The organism is Oleispirillum naphthae, from assembly GCA_027864655.1.
In the GTDB taxonomy this organism is placed as follows: domain Bacteria; phylum Pseudomonadota; class Alphaproteobacteria; order Rhodospirillales; family Rhodospirillaceae; genus Oleispirillum; species Oleispirillum naphthae.
Genome location: JAQAZG010000009.1, coordinates 41,798 through 58,151 on the forward strand (window position 1 = coordinate 41,798; position 16,354 = coordinate 58,151).

Annotated in this window: 11 protein-coding genes; 5 read left to right on the plus strand and 6 right to left on the minus strand. The window is 70.6% G+C overall.

The features are described 5' to 3' along the window. Positions 1 to 319: 319 nt before the first annotated feature. Entirely contained in the window at positions 320 to 1,363 is a 1,044-nt protein-coding gene (locus tag O7R11_RS10825; protein ID WP_337997533.1) for an Ldh family oxidoreductase, read from the minus strand. Positions 1,364 to 1,389: 26 nt separating this feature from the next. Next, positions 1,390 to 2,613, minus strand: coding sequence for a diaminopropionate ammonia-lyase (locus O7R11_RS10830; RefSeq protein WP_337997534.1), 1,224 nt, complete (start codon positions 2,611 to 2,613; stop codon positions 1,390 to 1,392). A gap of 159 nt (positions 2,614 to 2,772) precedes the next feature. Between O7R11_RS10830 and O7R11_RS10835 the strand changes: the two genes are divergently transcribed. Further along, the gene (locus O7R11_RS10835; RefSeq protein ID WP_337997535.1) at positions 2,773 to 4,023 is read left to right on the plus strand and encodes a Zn-dependent hydrolase; all 1,251 of its coding nucleotides are present in this window, start codon (positions 2,773 to 2,775) and stop codon (positions 4,021 to 4,023) included. A gap of 162 nt (positions 4,024 to 4,185) precedes the next feature. Here O7R11_RS10835 and O7R11_RS10840 read toward each other — a convergent pair whose 3' ends face one another. From O7R11_RS10840 to O7R11_RS10850, 3 genes are all read right to left on the minus strand, one after another. After that, positions 4,186 to 4,386 (minus strand): hypothetical protein, encoded by a 201-nt coding sequence (locus tag O7R11_RS10840; protein WP_337997536.1) that lies wholly within the window; start codon positions 4,384 to 4,386, stop codon positions 4,186 to 4,188. A 14-nt stretch (positions 4,387 to 4,400) separates the two neighbouring features. Then, on the minus strand, positions 4,401 to 6,797 hold the full coding sequence (locus O7R11_RS10845; RefSeq protein WP_337997537.1) for a transketolase: 2,397 nt from the start codon (positions 6,795 to 6,797) through the stop codon (positions 4,401 to 4,403). 80 nt (positions 6,798 to 6,877) lie between these two features. Continuing rightward, positions 6,878 to 8,110: an MFS transporter gene (locus tag O7R11_RS10850; RefSeq protein WP_337997538.1), complete on the minus strand. Its 1,233-nt coding sequence runs from the start codon at positions 8,108 to 8,110 to the stop codon at positions 6,878 to 6,880. 162 nt (positions 8,111 to 8,272) lie between these two features. Here O7R11_RS10850 and O7R11_RS10855 point away from each other — a divergent pair, with 162 nt between their 5' ends. The 4 genes from O7R11_RS10855 to pdxA all read left to right on the plus strand — a co-directional run bounded on the left by O7R11_RS10855 (position 8,273) and on the right by pdxA (position 13,561). Beyond that, positions 8,273 to 10,021 carry a PrpR N-terminal domain-containing protein gene (locus tag O7R11_RS10855; protein ID WP_337997539.1) on the plus strand — a complete coding sequence of 583 codons (1,749 nt, stop codon included), beginning with the start codon at positions 8,273 to 8,275 and terminating at the stop codon, positions 10,019 to 10,021. Positions 10,022 to 10,165: 144 nt separating this feature from the next. Beyond that, positions 10,166 to 11,137 (plus strand): 2-keto-3-deoxygluconate permease, encoded by a 972-nt coding sequence (locus O7R11_RS10860; RefSeq protein ID WP_337997540.1) that lies wholly within the window; start codon positions 10,166 to 10,168, stop codon positions 11,135 to 11,137. 100 nt (positions 11,138 to 11,237) lie between these two features. Continuing rightward, positions 11,238 to 12,554 (plus strand): four-carbon acid sugar kinase family protein, encoded by a 1,317-nt coding sequence (locus O7R11_RS10865; protein WP_337997541.1) that lies wholly within the window; start codon positions 11,238 to 11,240, stop codon positions 12,552 to 12,554. Further along, the gene (gene pdxA, locus O7R11_RS10870) at positions 12,551 to 13,561 is read left to right on the plus strand and encodes a 4-hydroxythreonine-4-phosphate dehydrogenase PdxA (protein WP_337997542.1); all 1,011 of its coding nucleotides are present in this window, start codon (positions 12,551 to 12,553) and stop codon (positions 13,559 to 13,561) included. Before O7R11_RS10865 ends, pdxA begins: the two co-directional genes overlap by 4 nt. Before the next feature lie 30 nt (positions 13,562 to 13,591). On the opposite strand, the gene acnA is transcribed toward pdxA, so the two are convergent. Further along, positions 13,592 to 16,285: an aconitate hydratase AcnA gene (gene acnA, locus O7R11_RS10875; protein ID WP_337997543.1), complete on the minus strand. Its 2,694-nt coding sequence runs from the start codon at positions 16,283 to 16,285 to the stop codon at positions 13,592 to 13,594. Positions 16,286 to 16,354: the final 69 nt, after the last annotated feature.

Here is a 16,354-nt window from a genome sequence, read left to right on the forward strand (position 1 = left end):
GCGACGGCGCATAGGCCGAAGCTCAGGATTCCACCGACACGAAATCACACGTTCACTTGGTGCTTATGTCCGCTTGAACGCTCGGGTTCAACTGTCCGGCCACATGCCGGAACCTCGAAGCGGACTCTCACTCGCGGTTCCTCCACGCCTTTTCACGACGGGGGGCCGACCCAGAACCGCTAGGGCCGAACCTGCGTACACACCCACCCTATGAGGCGGGTTCGAGGACTGTCAACGCAAAAAGACAAAACCGTAAAAAATCTACGGAAAAAGCTTTCGGAACGGCATGTCGGCATGCCTCGGTATGCACGAATCGTATTCAATCGAGCATCGCGCCGCCGCCGAGCGCCACCAGTTCGTCCACCAGCGGCCTGGCATAGGGAATGCCGCCCGCCGCCCGTCCCGCCGCGGTGCGCGCCATGCGCTCGCCGGGATAACGCACCGCATCGAACCCCGCGGCGGGCGGCAGGGCGTGCAGGCGGTCGATCTCCTCTTCCATGCGGCGCGCGAAGTCCGCCGGGTCGAGGAAGGCGTCGATGCGGAACGCCAGGAAGAAGTGGCCGTTGCCGGAGGCGCGGTCGTGGTTGGTGAAATTGTTGCGCACGTCGATGGAGAACAGTCCGCCGGAGAGGCAGCCGGTGAGGATGTCGAGGAGGAAGGCCAGCCCCGAGCCCTTCGCCCCGCCGAAGGGCAGCAGCATCCCGGCGATCGCCGCGGCGGGGTCGGTGGTCGGCGCGCCGTCCGCATCGGTGGCCCAGCCCCGCGGAATCTCCCGTCCCTCGGCCAGCGCCTTGCGCACCTTGCGCAGCGCCCCGTCGGAGGTCGCCATGTCGAGGGCGAAGGGCGGATATTTGCCCGCGGGCACCACCGCGGCGAGCGGGTTGGTGCCGAGAAAGCGCGCCTTCGCGCCGAAGGGCGCGGTCATCGCGATGGCGTTGGCGGAGGCGAGCGCGATGCAGCCCTTCTCCACCGCGCGCTCGATGTAGACCCCGGCCGCGCCGTAGTGGTTGGAGCCCTTCACCGCCGCCATGGCGATGCCTTGGGTTTCCACGGTTTCCAGCACCGCGTCCATCGCCTTTTCCGCCACCAGGGGGCCGAGGCCGTTGCCGCCGTCCACCGCGATCGCCCAGGGCAGGCGGCGGGTGACGATGATCTCGGGCATCGGGTCGATGCGGCGGTCGGCGACGCTGCCCGCGTATTCCGGCAGGCAGAACAGGCCGTGGGTGTCGATGCCGCGGATGTCGGCGGCCACCAGGTTGCGCGCGACGATTTCGGCATCGGCGGGCGGCACGTCGCGGGCGGTGAGGATATCCACCGCGGCGGCGGTGGCGGCGGCGGCGGAGACGGTGAGGGTTTCGACCATGATCGGGGGTTTTCCTTGTGAGGCAGCTATGCGGAACAGGCGGCGGTCACCTCTTGCGGCGTTCGGCCGACCAGGCGGGCGTAGGTTTCGGGGTCGGTGGCGCCCTCGCTGCCGAACACCAGCACGCGGGACCCCTCCCCCAGGCCGAGGGCGGCGGCCACCGCGGGCACGGCGGCGGCGGCGAGGCACCCGGCGAGGCCCGCCACCGCGGATTCGCCCGCGACGAACGGCGCGTCGCCGCAGGCCCCGTCGGCGAGCAGCTTCATCGCCGCCACCGCCGCGGCGTCGGAGACCACCAGATAGTCGTCGCCGCCATCCTCCAGCACCTCCCAGGCGAGCAGCGAGACCTCGCCGCAGGCGAGCCCCGCCATCACGGTTTCCAGGTCTCCCCCCACCGCCACCGGACGCCCGGCGGCGGCGCTCTCCAGCAGGCAGGCGGCGTTTTCCGGCTCCACCACCGCGATGCGCGGCCGCGCCGCGCCATAGGCTTCCCACGCCTGCGCCGCGACCGCCGCGGCCATCGCCCCCACGCCCCCTTGCACGAAGATGTGGGTGGGCGGCGCGGCGAGCGCGGAGAACGCCTCGTCGGCCATCACCGTGTAGCCCTGCATCACGTCGCGCGGCACCTCCATGTAGCCGGGATACGAGGTATCGGACACCACGAAGCGCCCATAGGCCTCCGCATCCGCGGCGGCGCGGCGCACCGCCGCATCGTAGTTGCCGTCAACCCGCACCACCTGCGCGCCGTAGGCGGCGATGGCGCGCTCGCGCCCCGGACTCACCGTGCCGTGGATGTAGACGACGCAGGCGCAGCCGAAGATGTGCGCCCCCCAGGCGACGGAACGCCCGTGGTTGCCGTCGGTCGCCGTAGTCACGGTGACGGCGCGCGCCGCCTCGGCATACTTGCCGGAAAGCAGGTCGGCGGTGGCGGCGGCGATGCCCCGTTTCGCCAGTTCCGCCTTGAGCAGGCGGTTGACCGCATAGGCCCCGCCCAGGGCCTTGAAACTGCCGAGGCCGAAACGCGCGCCCTCATCCTTGTAGAGGAGAGCCCCCAGACCGGCGGCGCGGGCGATGCCCGCGAGGTCGCGCAGCGGAGTCGGCGCATAGCCCGGCCAGGAGCCGATCTCCGCCTTCGCCGCGGCGAGTCCCGAAGACGGCATCACCGCGCGGACGCGCGCCGTCACCGGAACGCCGGTCGCGGCCTTGGGATTGTGCTGATGGCGCAGGCCGGAAACGGGAACCAGGGGCATCGGATCTTCCTCGGGGGCGGGAGACGGGGGTGCATATTCTTTATGCACTTATTTCTATAGCCTTTATGCGCCCCGAAAAAGGGCAAACATCTCCCCGCTCTTGCCAGCGGCACGGCGCTCCCCCAGGATGCCCGGACCCCTACCGCATCGAGGCGTCAGATGATGCATACCCTCAATCCGGACCGCCTGTGGGCACGCATCGAGGCGCTCGCCCGCTTCACCCGGCCCGACCTGCCGTGGACGCGGCGCGCCTTCACCCCGGAATTCGCCGCGGCGCGCGCCTGGCTCGCCGAGAACTTCGCCGCCGCCGGTCTGGCGGCCGCAACCGACGCCGCGGCCAACCTGATCGGCCGCCGCGAAGGCAGCGTGCCCGGCCTCGCCCCCCTCGCCGTCGGCTCGCACTGCGACACCGTGCCCGCGGGCGGGCGCTTCGACGGCATCGCCGGGGTGGCGGCGGCGCTGGAGATCGCCCAGAGCTTCGCCGAGGCGGGCATCGCGCTGCGCCATCCGCTGGAGGTGATCGACTTCCTCTCCGAGGAACCCAGCGACTACGGCGCTTCCTGCATCGGCAGCCGGGCGATGGCGGGAACCCTCACCCCGGCGATGCTCGCCGCCCGCAACGCCGAGGACGAACCCCTGATCGCCGCGATCGAACGCGTCGGCGGCATCCCCGGCGCGCTCGCCGAGCCGCTGCGGCGGCCGGGCGAGATCGCCGCCTTCCTCGAACTCCACATCGAACAGAACACCGTGCTGGAAAGCCGCGGCGAGGCGGTGGGCATCGTCTCCGCCATCGTCGGCATCCACCGCCTGCGCCTCACCGTGACCGGCCGCACCGACCACGCCGGATCGACCCCGATGCACGCCCGCCACGACGCCCTGGTCGGCGCGGCCAGGGTGATCGACGCGGCGCACCGCCTCGCCCGCGAAATGACCGGCAACCCCGGCTACGTGGTGGCGACGGTGGGCCGGATTGCGGTCTCCCCCAACGCCGCCAACGCCATCCCCGGCCGCGCCGAGATGATCCTCGACCTGCGCAGCACCTCCGACGACGTGCTCGCCAGGTTCCCCCGCCTGTTGCGCGAGGCCACCGCCCCCGGCCTGGCGGAGATGGACCTCGCCTTCGCCTGCGAACTGATCACGCGGGCGCGCCCCGCCCCCTGCGCGCCCGAAATCCGCGAAGCCCTCGCCACGGCGGCGCGGGCGCAGGGACACGCGGCGCTGGAACTGCCGAGCGGCGCAGGCCACGACGCCATGCAGATCGCCGAGATCGCGCCCGTCGGCATGGTCTTCGTCCCCTGCCGCGGCGGACGCAGCCACTGTCCCGAGGAATGGGCGGAAGCGGCGGATATCGCCGCAGGCGCGCAGGTGCTCGCCGCCGCGCTGCTCGACCTCGACGCACGGCTCGGGTAGAGGGGAAAAACCCGGCCAGGGACCCCAGACCCCATAACCGGTTTTTCGCCGCGGAGCGGCAGGCAGCCGTCACGCCGCGTGATGGTTCTATGGCGCTGTGCGCAAAAATCAAAAGTCATGGGGGGCGCGGGGGGACCGAGTCCCCCCGCAAGGTTTTGGTGTTCAGTCCCGGATCATCGAGAACGCGGCCTGGCGTTGGCCGGGTTTGAGCTTCATGAAGAGGGCGCGCGCCTTTTTGATATCGGCTTCGCTGCCGCTGTCCGCCGCGCGTTTCAGGGCTGCGGTGGTGGGGTGGTCGGCGCCGCAGATGAAGCCGAGCGCCTTGGCGAGCCGCCCCATGGCGTCGCGGTCGATCACGTCCATACGCTACTCCCTTCTCAGACGATGCCCTGCGGCGCGAGCAGCAGGTCGTTGACCTTGCAGCCGTCGGTGAGGCCGCAGACGGTGCGCACGATGCTGTTGGCGTCGAGGCCGTTGTAGCGGTAGAGGTCGCCGATGCGCCCGGTCTGGCCGAAGTGTTCCACCCCCAGCGGCACCGTCTTGTGCCCCGCCACCGCGCCGAGCCAGGCGAGCGTCGCCGGGTGGCCGTCGATGGCGGTGACCAGGGTGCAGTGCGGCGGCAGGCGGCCGAGCAGGCTTTCCACATGGCCGTGCGCCGCGCGGTTGCCGTGCCGCCGCGCCCGCTGCGCCGCGAGCCAGCCCGCGTTGAGGCGGTCGGCGGAGGTGACCGCGAGCACGCCGATATCGCGCCGCGCCTCGGCCAGCTTGCCCGCCGCGGCGATCACCTCGGGGGCGATGCAGCCCTGGTAGACCAGCACCACCTCGGGGTTCGGCCCCGGCTCGCGCAGCCAGTAGGCCCCGTCGATCACGCCCTGGCAAAACGCCGCGTCGGTGCGCCGCGTCGGCTGCTCCAGCGGCCGGGTGGAAAGGCGCAGGTAGACCGAGCCGCCGGTTTCGTCGCGCAGCCAGGTGCGGCCGTCCGAGTCGCCATCGCCGTCGCGTTGCAGGTAGTCGAAGGCCCAATCCATGATCACCGAAAGCTCGTCGAGGAAGGCGGGCTCGAAGCTCGCCAGGCCGTCCTGGCTGATGCCGATCAGCGGTTCGGCGATCGACTGGTGCGCGCCCCCTTCCGGCGCCAGGGTGACCCCCGAGGGCGTGCCGACGAGGAGGAAGCGCGCATCCTGATAGCAGGCGTAGGTGAGCGCATCGAGCCCGCGGGCGATGAACGGGTCGTAGACCGTGCCCACCGGCAACAGCCGCGTGCCGAACAGCGAGTGCGCCAGCCCCGCCGCGCCGAGGAGGAGGAAGAGGTTGTTCTCGGAAATCCCGAGTTCGATGTGCTGCCCGGCGGGGGAGAACGCCCACTTCTGCATCGAGGGCACGCGCTCGTCGTGGAAGGTGTCGGCCACCGGCAGCCGCGCGAACAGGCCGCGCCGGTTGACCCAGGGGCCGAGGTTGGTGGACACCGTGACGTCCGGCGAGGTGGTGACGATGCGTTCCGCGATCGGCGCGCGGGCGGCGGCGAGCGCATCGAGCACCTTGCCGAAGCCCGCCTGCGTCGAGAGCGCCCGGTCGTCGAGGAACACCGGGCCGGGGGCCTCCACCTTGGCGGCGCGCAGCCGCCGCGTGCCCCGCGCGAAGAAGGGCGCGGCGGCGAGGAAGTCGCGCAGCCCCGGCACGCCGCCCATCGCCGCGTGCGGCTCCCACTCCCCGCCCGGCGCGACGCCGAGTTCGGCCTGCAAAGCGGCCATCTGGTCCGGCGTCATCAGGCTGGCGTGGTTGTCCTTGTGCCCGGCCAGAGGCGTGCCCCAGCCCTTCACCGTGTAGGCGAGGAACACCGTGGGGGTCTCGCCGGTGGCGGCGTCGAAGGCCTCGACCAGGGTTTCCAGGCAGTGGCCGCCGAGGTTGGCCATCAGTTCCGCGAGTTCGGCGTCGGAGCGGCGCTCCAGCAGCGCGGCGGCCCCGGCGTCATCGCCGAGATCGGCGGAGAGGCGCTTGCGCCAGGCCGCGCCGCCCTGGAAGGTGAGCGCCGAATAGAGCGTGTTGGGGCAGGAATCGATCCACGCCCGCAGCTTCTCGCCGCCCGGCTCGGCGAAGGCGGCCTGTTGCAGCGCGCCGTACTTCAGCGTCACCACGTCCCAGCCGAAGCCGCGGAACACCGTCTCGATGCGGTGCCACAGGCCCTCGCGCACCACGCCGTCGAGGCTCTGGCGGTTGTAGTCGATGATCCACCAGGTGTTGCGCAGGTCGTGCTTCCAGCCTTCCTGCAGGCATTCGTAGATGCTGCCCTCGTCCAGCTCCGCATCGCCCGCCAGCGCCACCATGCGCCCCGGCGCGGCAAGGTTGCCCCACGGCTTGGCCATCAGGTAGTCCTGGATCATCGCGGCGAACGGCGTGACCGCCACGCCGAGGCCGACCGAGCCGGTGGAGAAGTCCACGTCGTCGATGTCCTTGGTGCGGCTGGGATAGGACTGCGCGCCGCCGAAGCCGCGATAGTTTTCCAGCTTTTCGCGGTTCTGGTTGCCCATCAGGTACTGCATGGCGTGGAACACCGGCGCGGCGTGGGGCTTCACCGCCACGCGGTCTTCCGGGCGCAGCGCGTGGAAGTAGAGCGCGGTCATGATCGACACCATCGAGGCGCAGGAGGCCTGGTGTCCGCCGACCTTGACGTCGCCCTTCTCGCGCAGGTGATTGGCGGCGTGGATCATCCAGCAGGCGAGCCACAGGCTCTGGCGTTCGATCGCCTTCAGGCAGCGCAGGTCTTCCGATCGCATGGCGTTCCCCCTTGCATCCGGTGCGGGCAGACTCGGATGCTACGCCCATTCCGCCGCCGGGGGAACCCGAGTCGCGCGCCTCAGGCCGAGGTCTCCGCTTCGCCGGGCACGTCGAGGCCGGTCACGCCGACGGCCTGGGTGTGCGCCGCCACCGGGTGCGCCTTGCCGGTGTCGGCGGGCGGCGGGGTCTGGCGCTGGCGCACCGCCGCCACCCCGGCCAGCACCGCGGCGAACAGGGCGAGCAGCATCAGGAATCCCCGCGCGCCCAACTGGCCGATCGCCGCCGGCCCGGCGAACGCGCCGAACAGGCCGCCGAGGTAGTAGCAGAACACCAACGTTCCGCTGCCCGGCACCCGCTGCGCCGCGGTCATCTGGTCGTTGGCGTGGGCGACGCAGATCGAATACATCGGCAGGGTGACCGCGGCGATCAGGGCGATCTCCGCATAGACCACGCCGCGCGGCCCGCCGAACAGCCCGCCGAGGCAGACCGCCACGGCGAGCGCCGAGGCCGCCATGACGACGATGCGGCGGTCGGTGTGGTCGGAGGCCCAGCCCACCGGAAACTGCGCCGCCGCGCCCGCCGCCGCGCCCGCCATCAGAAGCGTCGTGGTCTCCGCCGCGTCCATGCCGAGGCGCAGGCCGTAGAGCGGCAGCGCCACGTAGAACGCGGTCTGCGACGCGCCGGAGAGCAGCGCGCCGAGAATCGCCATGGGGGAAATCTTGAGGAACTTGCGCAGCGTCATCCGCTCCGAGGCGGTGAACTCCGGCGCCGGACTGCGCGACACCAGAAGCGGAATCAGGCACAGCGAGATGAGGATGGAGGTGAGGCCGAAGAGCTTGGTGCCGGTGCTGTCGTGCAACCCGGCGAGGCCCTGGCCGATCACCGTGCCGACCGTCTGGGTTGCGAAGTAGATGGAGAGCAGCGCGGCGCGGGAGCGGTTTTCCGCCTTGGCGTTGAGCCAGCTTTCGGCGACGACGAAGAGGCCGGGGAAGCACAGCCCGGCGAGGAAGCGCATGCCTCCCCAGACCCACGGGTCGTTGCTGAGCAGATGCACCACCGCGGCGGTGGAGCAGAGCGAGGCGAGCGCGCCGAAGGAGCGGATGTGGCCGACCCGCTCCACCAGTTTGGGGGCGTACGACGACCCGGCGAGCGCGCCGAGCGGATAGGCCGCCTGGATCAGGCCGATCTCGGTGCTGGTGAAGGCGATCGCCGCGCCGCGCACGGAGAGAAGGGTGGTGAGCAGGCTGCCCGCCGCCACCAGCATCAGAATGCCGGCGAAGAGGGCCCAGTCGTTCTTGAACGTACGCCACATCGGAAACGCACTCTGAGGAGGAAACGCACGCCCCAACACGTACGGGAAATCGCCGCGTCTGGGAAGCGCCGAATCGCGCACCGTCCGCATGCGGCACAACCGGTTTTTTCTTGCGGCGAGCCCCTTCCCGGCGTTCTAGAATGAAACGGAAGGGAGGCCTCCATGCTCGGCAAGGTTCTGTTCATCGCCCCCTACAAGGGTCTCGCCGCGCTCGGCGGGCGGCTGGCGCGGCGGCGCCAGGACCTCGACGTGACGGTGCGCACCGCCGACCTGGAACAGGCGCTGCCGCTGCTCGACTGGGCACGCGGCAAGGGCTTCGACCTGATCGTCAGCCGCGGCGGCACCGCCTCCCTGCTGGAGCGCAAGGGCACCCTGCCGGTGGTGGAGATCCCGGTATCCGGCTACGACCTGTTCCGCCTCACCAGCTTCATCAAGGACTATCCCGGGCGCGTCGGACTGATCGGCTTTCCCAACGTCTGCGCCGGGGTGGCGACCTTCTCCTCCTACCTCGACGTAGACATCCCCTACACCGTGATCCACAGCACCGAGGAAGTCCCGGCGGCGATCCGTCAGGCCCGCCACCAGGGCCGCATGATCATCGGCGACACGGTGACGGTACGCCTCGCCGAGGAGGCGGGAATGAAGGGCCTGCTGGTCACCTCCGGGCCGGAATCGGTGAGCCTCGCCTTCGACATGGCGGCCAACCTGCTGCGCGGCATGCAGCAGATACGCAACCGCCAGGGCGTTCTGGAACGCGGTCTCGCCGCCCTCGGTCGCGAGGTGGCGCTGTGCGATGCCGACGGCGCGCAATTGCCGTTCGCGGACTCGGCTCCGCTCGACCCCGCACGCGTGGAGTGGCGCGACCACCTGAGCGATTTCTTCGCGGCACACCGCGCCATGCCGGAGGGCCCCTACCTGCTGCGCACGGGCGTGCTCTCCAGTTCCCCGGAACGCCTCGCGGCCCTGGCCCCCCTGGTCTCCGGACGCCGCTTCCTGCTCTTCCACGCCGCCGACGTGATCGGCGACCGGCCGCTGCGCCTGCGTCTGGTGCAGGCCGCCCCGGCGAGCCTCTCCCAACTCGTCGCCGACCGCCACCACCTCAGCCGCGCGGCGGAGCGCGCCCACGCCCTGCTGCAGAGCTTCGGCCCGGTCGCGCTTTCCGGCGGGCCGGGCACCGGCCGCACCCGCATGCTGCGCGCCATCCAGACCGCCCTCTACGGTGCCGGAGCGCCGCTGCTGCTGTGCGCCGAGGTGTGCCAGCCGACGCGCGCCGCGCTGCGCCAGACCCTCGACCTGCTCGCCGCCGCCACCGGCATGCTGGCGACGCTCTCCGGGGTGGAGCGACTCAAGCGGGTGGACCAGGAACAGCTCCTGCGCGAACTCGCCAACTACGGCCACGGCATCGTGCTGCTGTTCGACACGCCCGCGGGCGAACTGGCGGAGCGCGGCGAACTGCTGCCCGGCATCGCCGCTCTGGCGGAGGAGCGGCAGATCGTTCTCCCCAATGTCGCCGACGACCCGACGTTGTTCGAGGCGACGGCCGTCTATAACCTTATGGAAGCCAACGCCGCCCACGGGCGGCACCTGCGCGGCTTCTCCCCGGCCGCCATGGAAGCCCTGCGCGCCCGTCCCTGGCCGAACAACTATGAGGAGTTATCGCATTTTATCGACCGCCTGGTGCACGACGCGCCGGATGGCGCGACCCTGATCTCCGAGGCGCCGCCTTCCTCTCGAGTTCCAAAATGGAACATATCTGTCCCGGACTTCGATTTTTCCGGCAGCCTGGATGACATCGAGGCCCGAATCATCGCCGCGGTCCTGGCAGAGGAAAACGGAAACAAGAGCGCCGCCGCGGCACGCCTGGGTATCGGACGCAGCACGCTGTGGCGAAAATTGCGCCGCCGCCGTTAGTCTCAATACGAGACGCTATTTTTGTAACAATTTAGCTATTGCCCCCCTCCCGCCCCATCCCGGAGAGTCGAGCGAAGCCTCAAGAGAACTTGGGCCCCGGACGGCGATTACGCGCCCCACCGGCACCCCGACAGGGAGAACACCATGAAGATCAAGGCAACCCTCGATCGCATCCCCGGCGGCATGATGGTTGTGCCGTTGCTGCTGGCGGCGACCATCAACACCCTTGCTCCGGACCTCCTGCGTATAGGCAACTTTACCGAGGCCCTGTTCGTCAAAAGCGCCAGCGCCTTGATCGCCTTGTTCCTGCTGTGCGCGGGATCGCAAATCAACGTCCGCAACGTCGGCACCGCCTTTGCCAAGGGCGCCTCCCTGCTCATCCTGAAATGGGCGATCGGCGCCGCCGTCGGCCTGATCGCCTATATCGTCGCCGGCAGCGACGGGCTGTTCATCGGCCTGACGCCGCTCGCCATCATCGCCGCGATGACCAACAGCAACGGCGGGCTTTACGTCGCCATCGTCGGCCAGTACGGCAAGGCCGACGACAAGGCCGCCTATTCGCTGCTCGCGCTCAACGACGGTCCGTTCCTCACCATGGTGGCATTGGCGATCTTCGGCGCCATGGGCTTCGTCGAGGGCTTCTTCTCCATCGTCTCGTTCATCAGCGTGCTGCTGCCGATCGTCGTCGGCATGATCCTCGGCAACGCCGACGAGGACATGCGGGCCTTCCTTGCCAAGGGCAGCGACATGCTGATCCCGTTCTTCGCCTTTTCGCTCGGCATGGGGATCAACTTCACCGCCATCATCTCCGGCGGCGCGGCGGGCGTCCTGCTCGGCATCCTCACCGTTCTGCTGACCGGCGGCTGCGGCTATCTGCTGTTCAAGGCGCTGGGCTGGAACCCGATCGTCGGCGCCGCCGAGGGATCGACGGCCGGTAACGCGGTCGCCACGCCGATGGCGATCGCCGCCGCCAATCAGGTCTTCGCCCCGGTCGCCAAGCTCGCCACCGTGCAGGTCGCGGCGAGCACGGTGACCACCGCGATCCTCCTGCCGCTGTTCATCAGCTTCCTGGTCAAGACCTTCGGCGCACCGAAGGATACCGGCGCCGAGGACTGACCCGGGCGGGCAACGCACGATTCGGGTTCGTTTCCCTCAGTCTGTTTCCGGCGGCCCGTTCTCGCCTCGCGCGGGGCGGGCCGCCTTCACGGAGAGTTCCATGCGCATCGCCATCATCGCCGACGATCTCACCGGCGCCAACGACAGCGGCATGCAGTTCGCGGCCCACGGCCTGCCCACCACGGTGCACCTCGGCGACCCCGTCGGCGGCCTCGCCGAGGAGGGCGGCGTCGCGGTGATCGACACCGAGACCCGCGGCCTCGCCGCCGGGCGGGTGCCGCCGCTGGTGGAGGCGGTGGCCCGCCGGGTGCGCGCGGCGGGAATCGCCCGCGTCTACAAGAAGATCGACTCCACCCTGCGCGGCCACGTCGGCCTGGAGCTCGACGCCGCGGCGCGCGTGCTCGATGCCGACTACGTGTTCCTCGCCCCCGCCTTCCCGGCGATGAAGCGCACCGTCGAGGACGGCCTGCTCCTCGTCGATGGCGTGCCGGTGGACCGTACCGACATCGCCCGCGACCCCGGCTCGCCGGTGACCAGCGCGGAGATCGCCCGCCTGGTGGCGCCGCACATGCCGGGCGCCGCCTGCCTCACCGTCTCCACCGCCGAGGCCGCGAATCCCGAGGCGCTGCGCGCCCGCCTCGCCGCCGCCCGCGCGCACGGCCGGGTGTGCGCCGCCTTCGACGCGCGCACCGACGCCGACCTCGCGGCGGTGGCCGCCTTCGGCGCCGCCATGGCGGAGGAAGACGGCGCGGCGATCCTGTGGGCCGGGTCCGCCGGACTCGCCGCTCAACTGCCCGCCGCCTGGGGCATCCCGGCACGGCCGCCCGCGCCGCCCGCGCTGCCGCGCGCGGCGCGGCCGCCGCTGCTCGCCGTGGGCAGCGTCAACCCGGTGTCGGTGGCGCAGACCGACCACGCCATCGAGACGACCGGCGCGACCCCGGCGATCCTCTCGCCCGAAGCGCTGCTTGAAGAAGGCGGCCGCGACGCCGAGATCGCGCGCGGCATCCTCCTCCTGCGCGACCTCGCCAGGGGCGGCGCCGAAATCCTCATCCTCACCACCGCGCACGGCCGCGCCGACGTGGAGCGCACCGTCGCCCTCGCCGGGCGCCTGGGGCTCTCGCGCGGCGAGGCCGGACGGCGCATCGCCGAGGGACTCGCCGCGGTGGCCCGCCGCCTGCTCGACGACGGGCTCACCGACCGCCTGGTCACCACCGGCGGCGACACCGCCCGCGCCATCATGGACGCCACGGGAATCGCCGCGATGTCCGTGGCGGGCAGCATCGAGCCGGGCATCCCGCTGATGCGGGCGCACGGCACTCCGGAGCGCCATATCATCACCAAGGCCGGAGGCTTCGGCGCGCCCGACGCCCTGCTCCGCGCCATCGCATTCCTGATCGAGGGGGAAATCGCGCGATGAAGCCCATCATCGGCATCACCATGGGCGACGTCTGCGGCATAGGGCCGGAAATCGTCGCAAAAAGCCTCGCCGCGCCGGAACTGTACGCCCTTTGCCGCCCCCTGGTGATCGGCGACGCTGCGGCGCTCGCCCGCGCCCGCGACGTCGTCGGCGCCGGGTTCTCCATCGCCCGGCTCGACCCCGCCGCCCTGCCGGAGGAGATCGCCCCCTCCCCCGCCGCCGCCCTCTGCGTCGATCCGGGGCTTTCCGTCGGAGACCTGCCCTACGGCGAGGTGCGGGCCGAAGCGGGGCACGCCGCCTTCGAATTCGTGCGCGTCGCCGTGGACCTCGCCCAGGAGCATCGCATCGCCGCCATCGCCACCGCCCCCCTCAACAAGGAGGCGCTGCACAAGGGCGGCCACCTCTATCCCGGACACACCGAGATTCTCGCCGAACTTACCGGCACCGAAAGCTACTCGATGATGCTCGCCACGCCGAAGCTCAAGGTCATCCACCTCACCACCCACGTCGGCCTGGTCGATGCGGTGGCGCGCATCACCCCGGAGCGCACCTATCAGGTGATCCGCCTCGCCCACGACACCCTCGCCCGCGCAGGCGTGGCCGCGCCGCGCATCGCGGTCTGCGGCATCAACCCGCACGCCGGGGAGCACGGCCTGTTCGGCCGCGGCGAGGAAGAGGAGAAGCTGGAACCCGGCATCCGCCGCGCCATCGCCGAGGGCATCGCGGCGAGCGGTCCGTGGCCGGGGGACACGGTGTTCTTCCGCGCCATGCGCGGCGACTTCGAGGTGGTCGTGGCCTGCTATCACGACCAGGGGCACATCCCGGTGAAGCTGCTCTCCATCGACGAGGGGGTGAACATCACCCTCGGGCTCAACGGAGGCATCATCCGCACCTCGGTGGACCACGGCACCGCCTTCGACATCGCGGGCAAGGGCATCGCCCGCCACGAAAGCCTGATCGCGGCGGCGCGCTTCGCCGTGGAGCTGGCACCGAAACGCGCCACCTGAACGGCGGCGCGTTTCTCCGATCGTCCGGCCTCAGGAGGCGAACAGGCCGCGCAGCACGTAGTCGAGGATGCCGCCGTTGCGCCAGTAGTCCACCTCGTAGGCGGTATCCAGGCGCACCTGCAGGGTCACCGTGCCCTCCGCCTCGCCGGGACGACGGATGCGGCAAAGCAGGGTGCCGCCGGGACGGCGGATCTCGGTGAGGCCCGCGATGTCGAACACCTCGCAGCCGGTAAGGCCGAGGGTGGTGCGCGTCACCCCTTCGGGGAACTGCAGCGGCAACACGCCCATGCAGATCAGGTTGGAGCGGTGGATACGCTCGAAGCTCTCCGCGATCACCGCGCGCACGCCGAGCAGGCGCGTCACTTTCGCCGCCCAGTCGCGCGACGACCCGGCGCCGTATTCCTTGCCCGCGACGACGACGAGCGGCACTCCCGCGGCCCGATAGGCGGCGGCGGCATCGTAGACGTCCACCACCGAACCTTCCGGCATCAGGCGGGTGAAGCCGCCTTCCGTGCCCGGCGCCATCTCGTTCTTCAAACGGATGTTGGCGAAGCCGCCGCGCATCATCACGTGGTGGTTGACCCGCCGCCCGGAGAAGGAGTTGAAGTCCGCCGGCTCCACCCCCTGGTCGATGAGATAGCGGCCCGCGGCGCTGTCCGGGGTGATCGCGCCGACCGGGGAGATGTGGTCGGTGGTGATCGAATCGCCGAGCATCAGCAAAGGCCGCGCCCCGACGATATCCACCGGCTTCGCGGGTTCCGGCGTGGTCTCGCCGAAGAACGGCGGCTGCAGGATGTAGGTGCTCTGCGGGTCCCAGGCGAAGGTCACGCCGCCGGTGGCGGAGAGCGCGTCCCACTCCGCGCCGCCGTCGAAGACGTCGGCATAGGAGCGGCGGTAGAGATCCGGCGTCACCGCGTCGCGCAGCGCCTCGGAAATCTCCTCCGGGCTCGGCCAGATGTCCGCAAGGAACACCGGCTTGCCCTCGGGATCGGCGCCGAGCGGCTCGGTGAGGAGGTCGCGCCGCAGCGTCCCGGCGATGGCGCAGGCGACGACCAGGGGCGGCGACGCGAGGAAGGCCATGCGGCACTGCGGATGCACCCGTCCCTCGAAATTGCGGTTCGACGAGGTGACGGCGGCGACCATCAGGTCCTTCTCCGTGATCTCGCGGCTCACCGCCGCGGAGAGCGGCCCGGAGTTGCCGAGGCAGGTGGTGCAGCCGAAGCCGACGACCTGGAACCCCAGTTCATCCAGCGGCTTCTGCAGTCCGGACCGTTCGAGATAGGCCGCAACCACCTGGGACCCCGGTGCAAGCGAGGTCTTCACCCACGGCTTGGCGGTGAGTCCGCGCGCGCGGGCGTTGCGGGCGATCAGCCCGGCCGCCAGCACCACCGAGGGATTGGAGGAGTTGGTGCAGCTGGTGATTGCGGCGATCGCGATGTCTCCGTCGCTGATCGCCGCCATGGCTCCGCTCTCCGGGGCGGTGGGGGGGAACGCCGCGGAGGCATCGACGCCACGAAACTGCGCAACCGTCTGGGCGACGGTCTGCGAAACCTGGGTAAGGGGCACCCGGTCCTGCGGGCGGCGCGGACCGGCCATGCTCGGCTCGATCGCGGAGAGATCGACCTCGACCACGTCGCTGAACACCGGCTCCGGCGTATCGGCGTCGCGCCACAGGCCCTGCGCCCGCGCATAGCTCTCCACCAGGGCGATCTGCTCCGGATCGCGGCCGGAAAGGGCGAGGAAGTCGATGGTCTGGCGGTCGATCGGGAAGAAGCCCATGGTCGCGCCGTACTCGGGCGCCATGTTGGAGATCGGCGCGCGGTCGGTGAGGCTCAGGTGGGAGACCCCGTCGCCCCAGAACTCGACGAACTTCTGCACCACGCCCATGCGCCGCAGCACCTGGGTGACGGTGAGAACGATGTCGGTGGCGGTGAGCCCCGGGCGCGGCTTGCCGACCAGGCGGCAGCCGACGACCTCGGGAATCGCCACCGAAACCGGCTGCCCGAGCAGCGCCGCCGCGGCCTCGATGCCGCCCACGCCCCAGCCGAACACGCCGAGGCTGTTGACCATCGGGGTGTGGCTGTCCATGCCGAGCAGAGAGTCGGGACAGGCGGTCTCGCGGCCGTCCGCGTCGCGACCGGTCCACACCACTTGCGCCAGATATTCGAGGTTGATCTGGTGACAGATGCCGGAGCCGGGAGGCACCACCTTGAAATTGCGGTAGGACCCCTCCGCCCACTTGAGGAAGCCGTAGCGCTCGCCGTTGCGCTGGTATTCCTGCTTCTTGTTGCGGGCGAGGGCGTCGGCGCTGCCCGCGAAGTCCACGTTGACCGAGTGGTCGACGACGAGGTGCGCCGGGATCACCGGGTTGATCCGCGCCGGGTCGCCGCCCAGCGCCCGCATCGCATCGCGCATCGCCGCGAGGTCGGCGAGCAGCGGCAGGCCGGAGGAATCCGGCATCAGGATGCGCACCGGATGGAAGGCGATCTCGCCGGAGGGGTGACGATGACGCGGCCAGGTGGCCAGCGAAACGATGTCGGCGACGGTGACGGCGTGGTTGTCCTCGTGGCGCAGAGCGTTCTCGAGCAGCACCTTGAGCGAATAGGGAAGCCGCGAAACATCGGGAAGGCCGTTCTGCTCTGCCGCCTTGAGGCTGTAGTGGAGGAGCTTGCGGCGGCCGACCTCCAGCTCCTTCAACGCATTAAAACTGTTGGGATTCGGCATGATATTGCTCTGTCCTCAAACTACACCAGCCATGATCGGCGGCGGCCGCGCGAAGCGCCTCGCAACGCG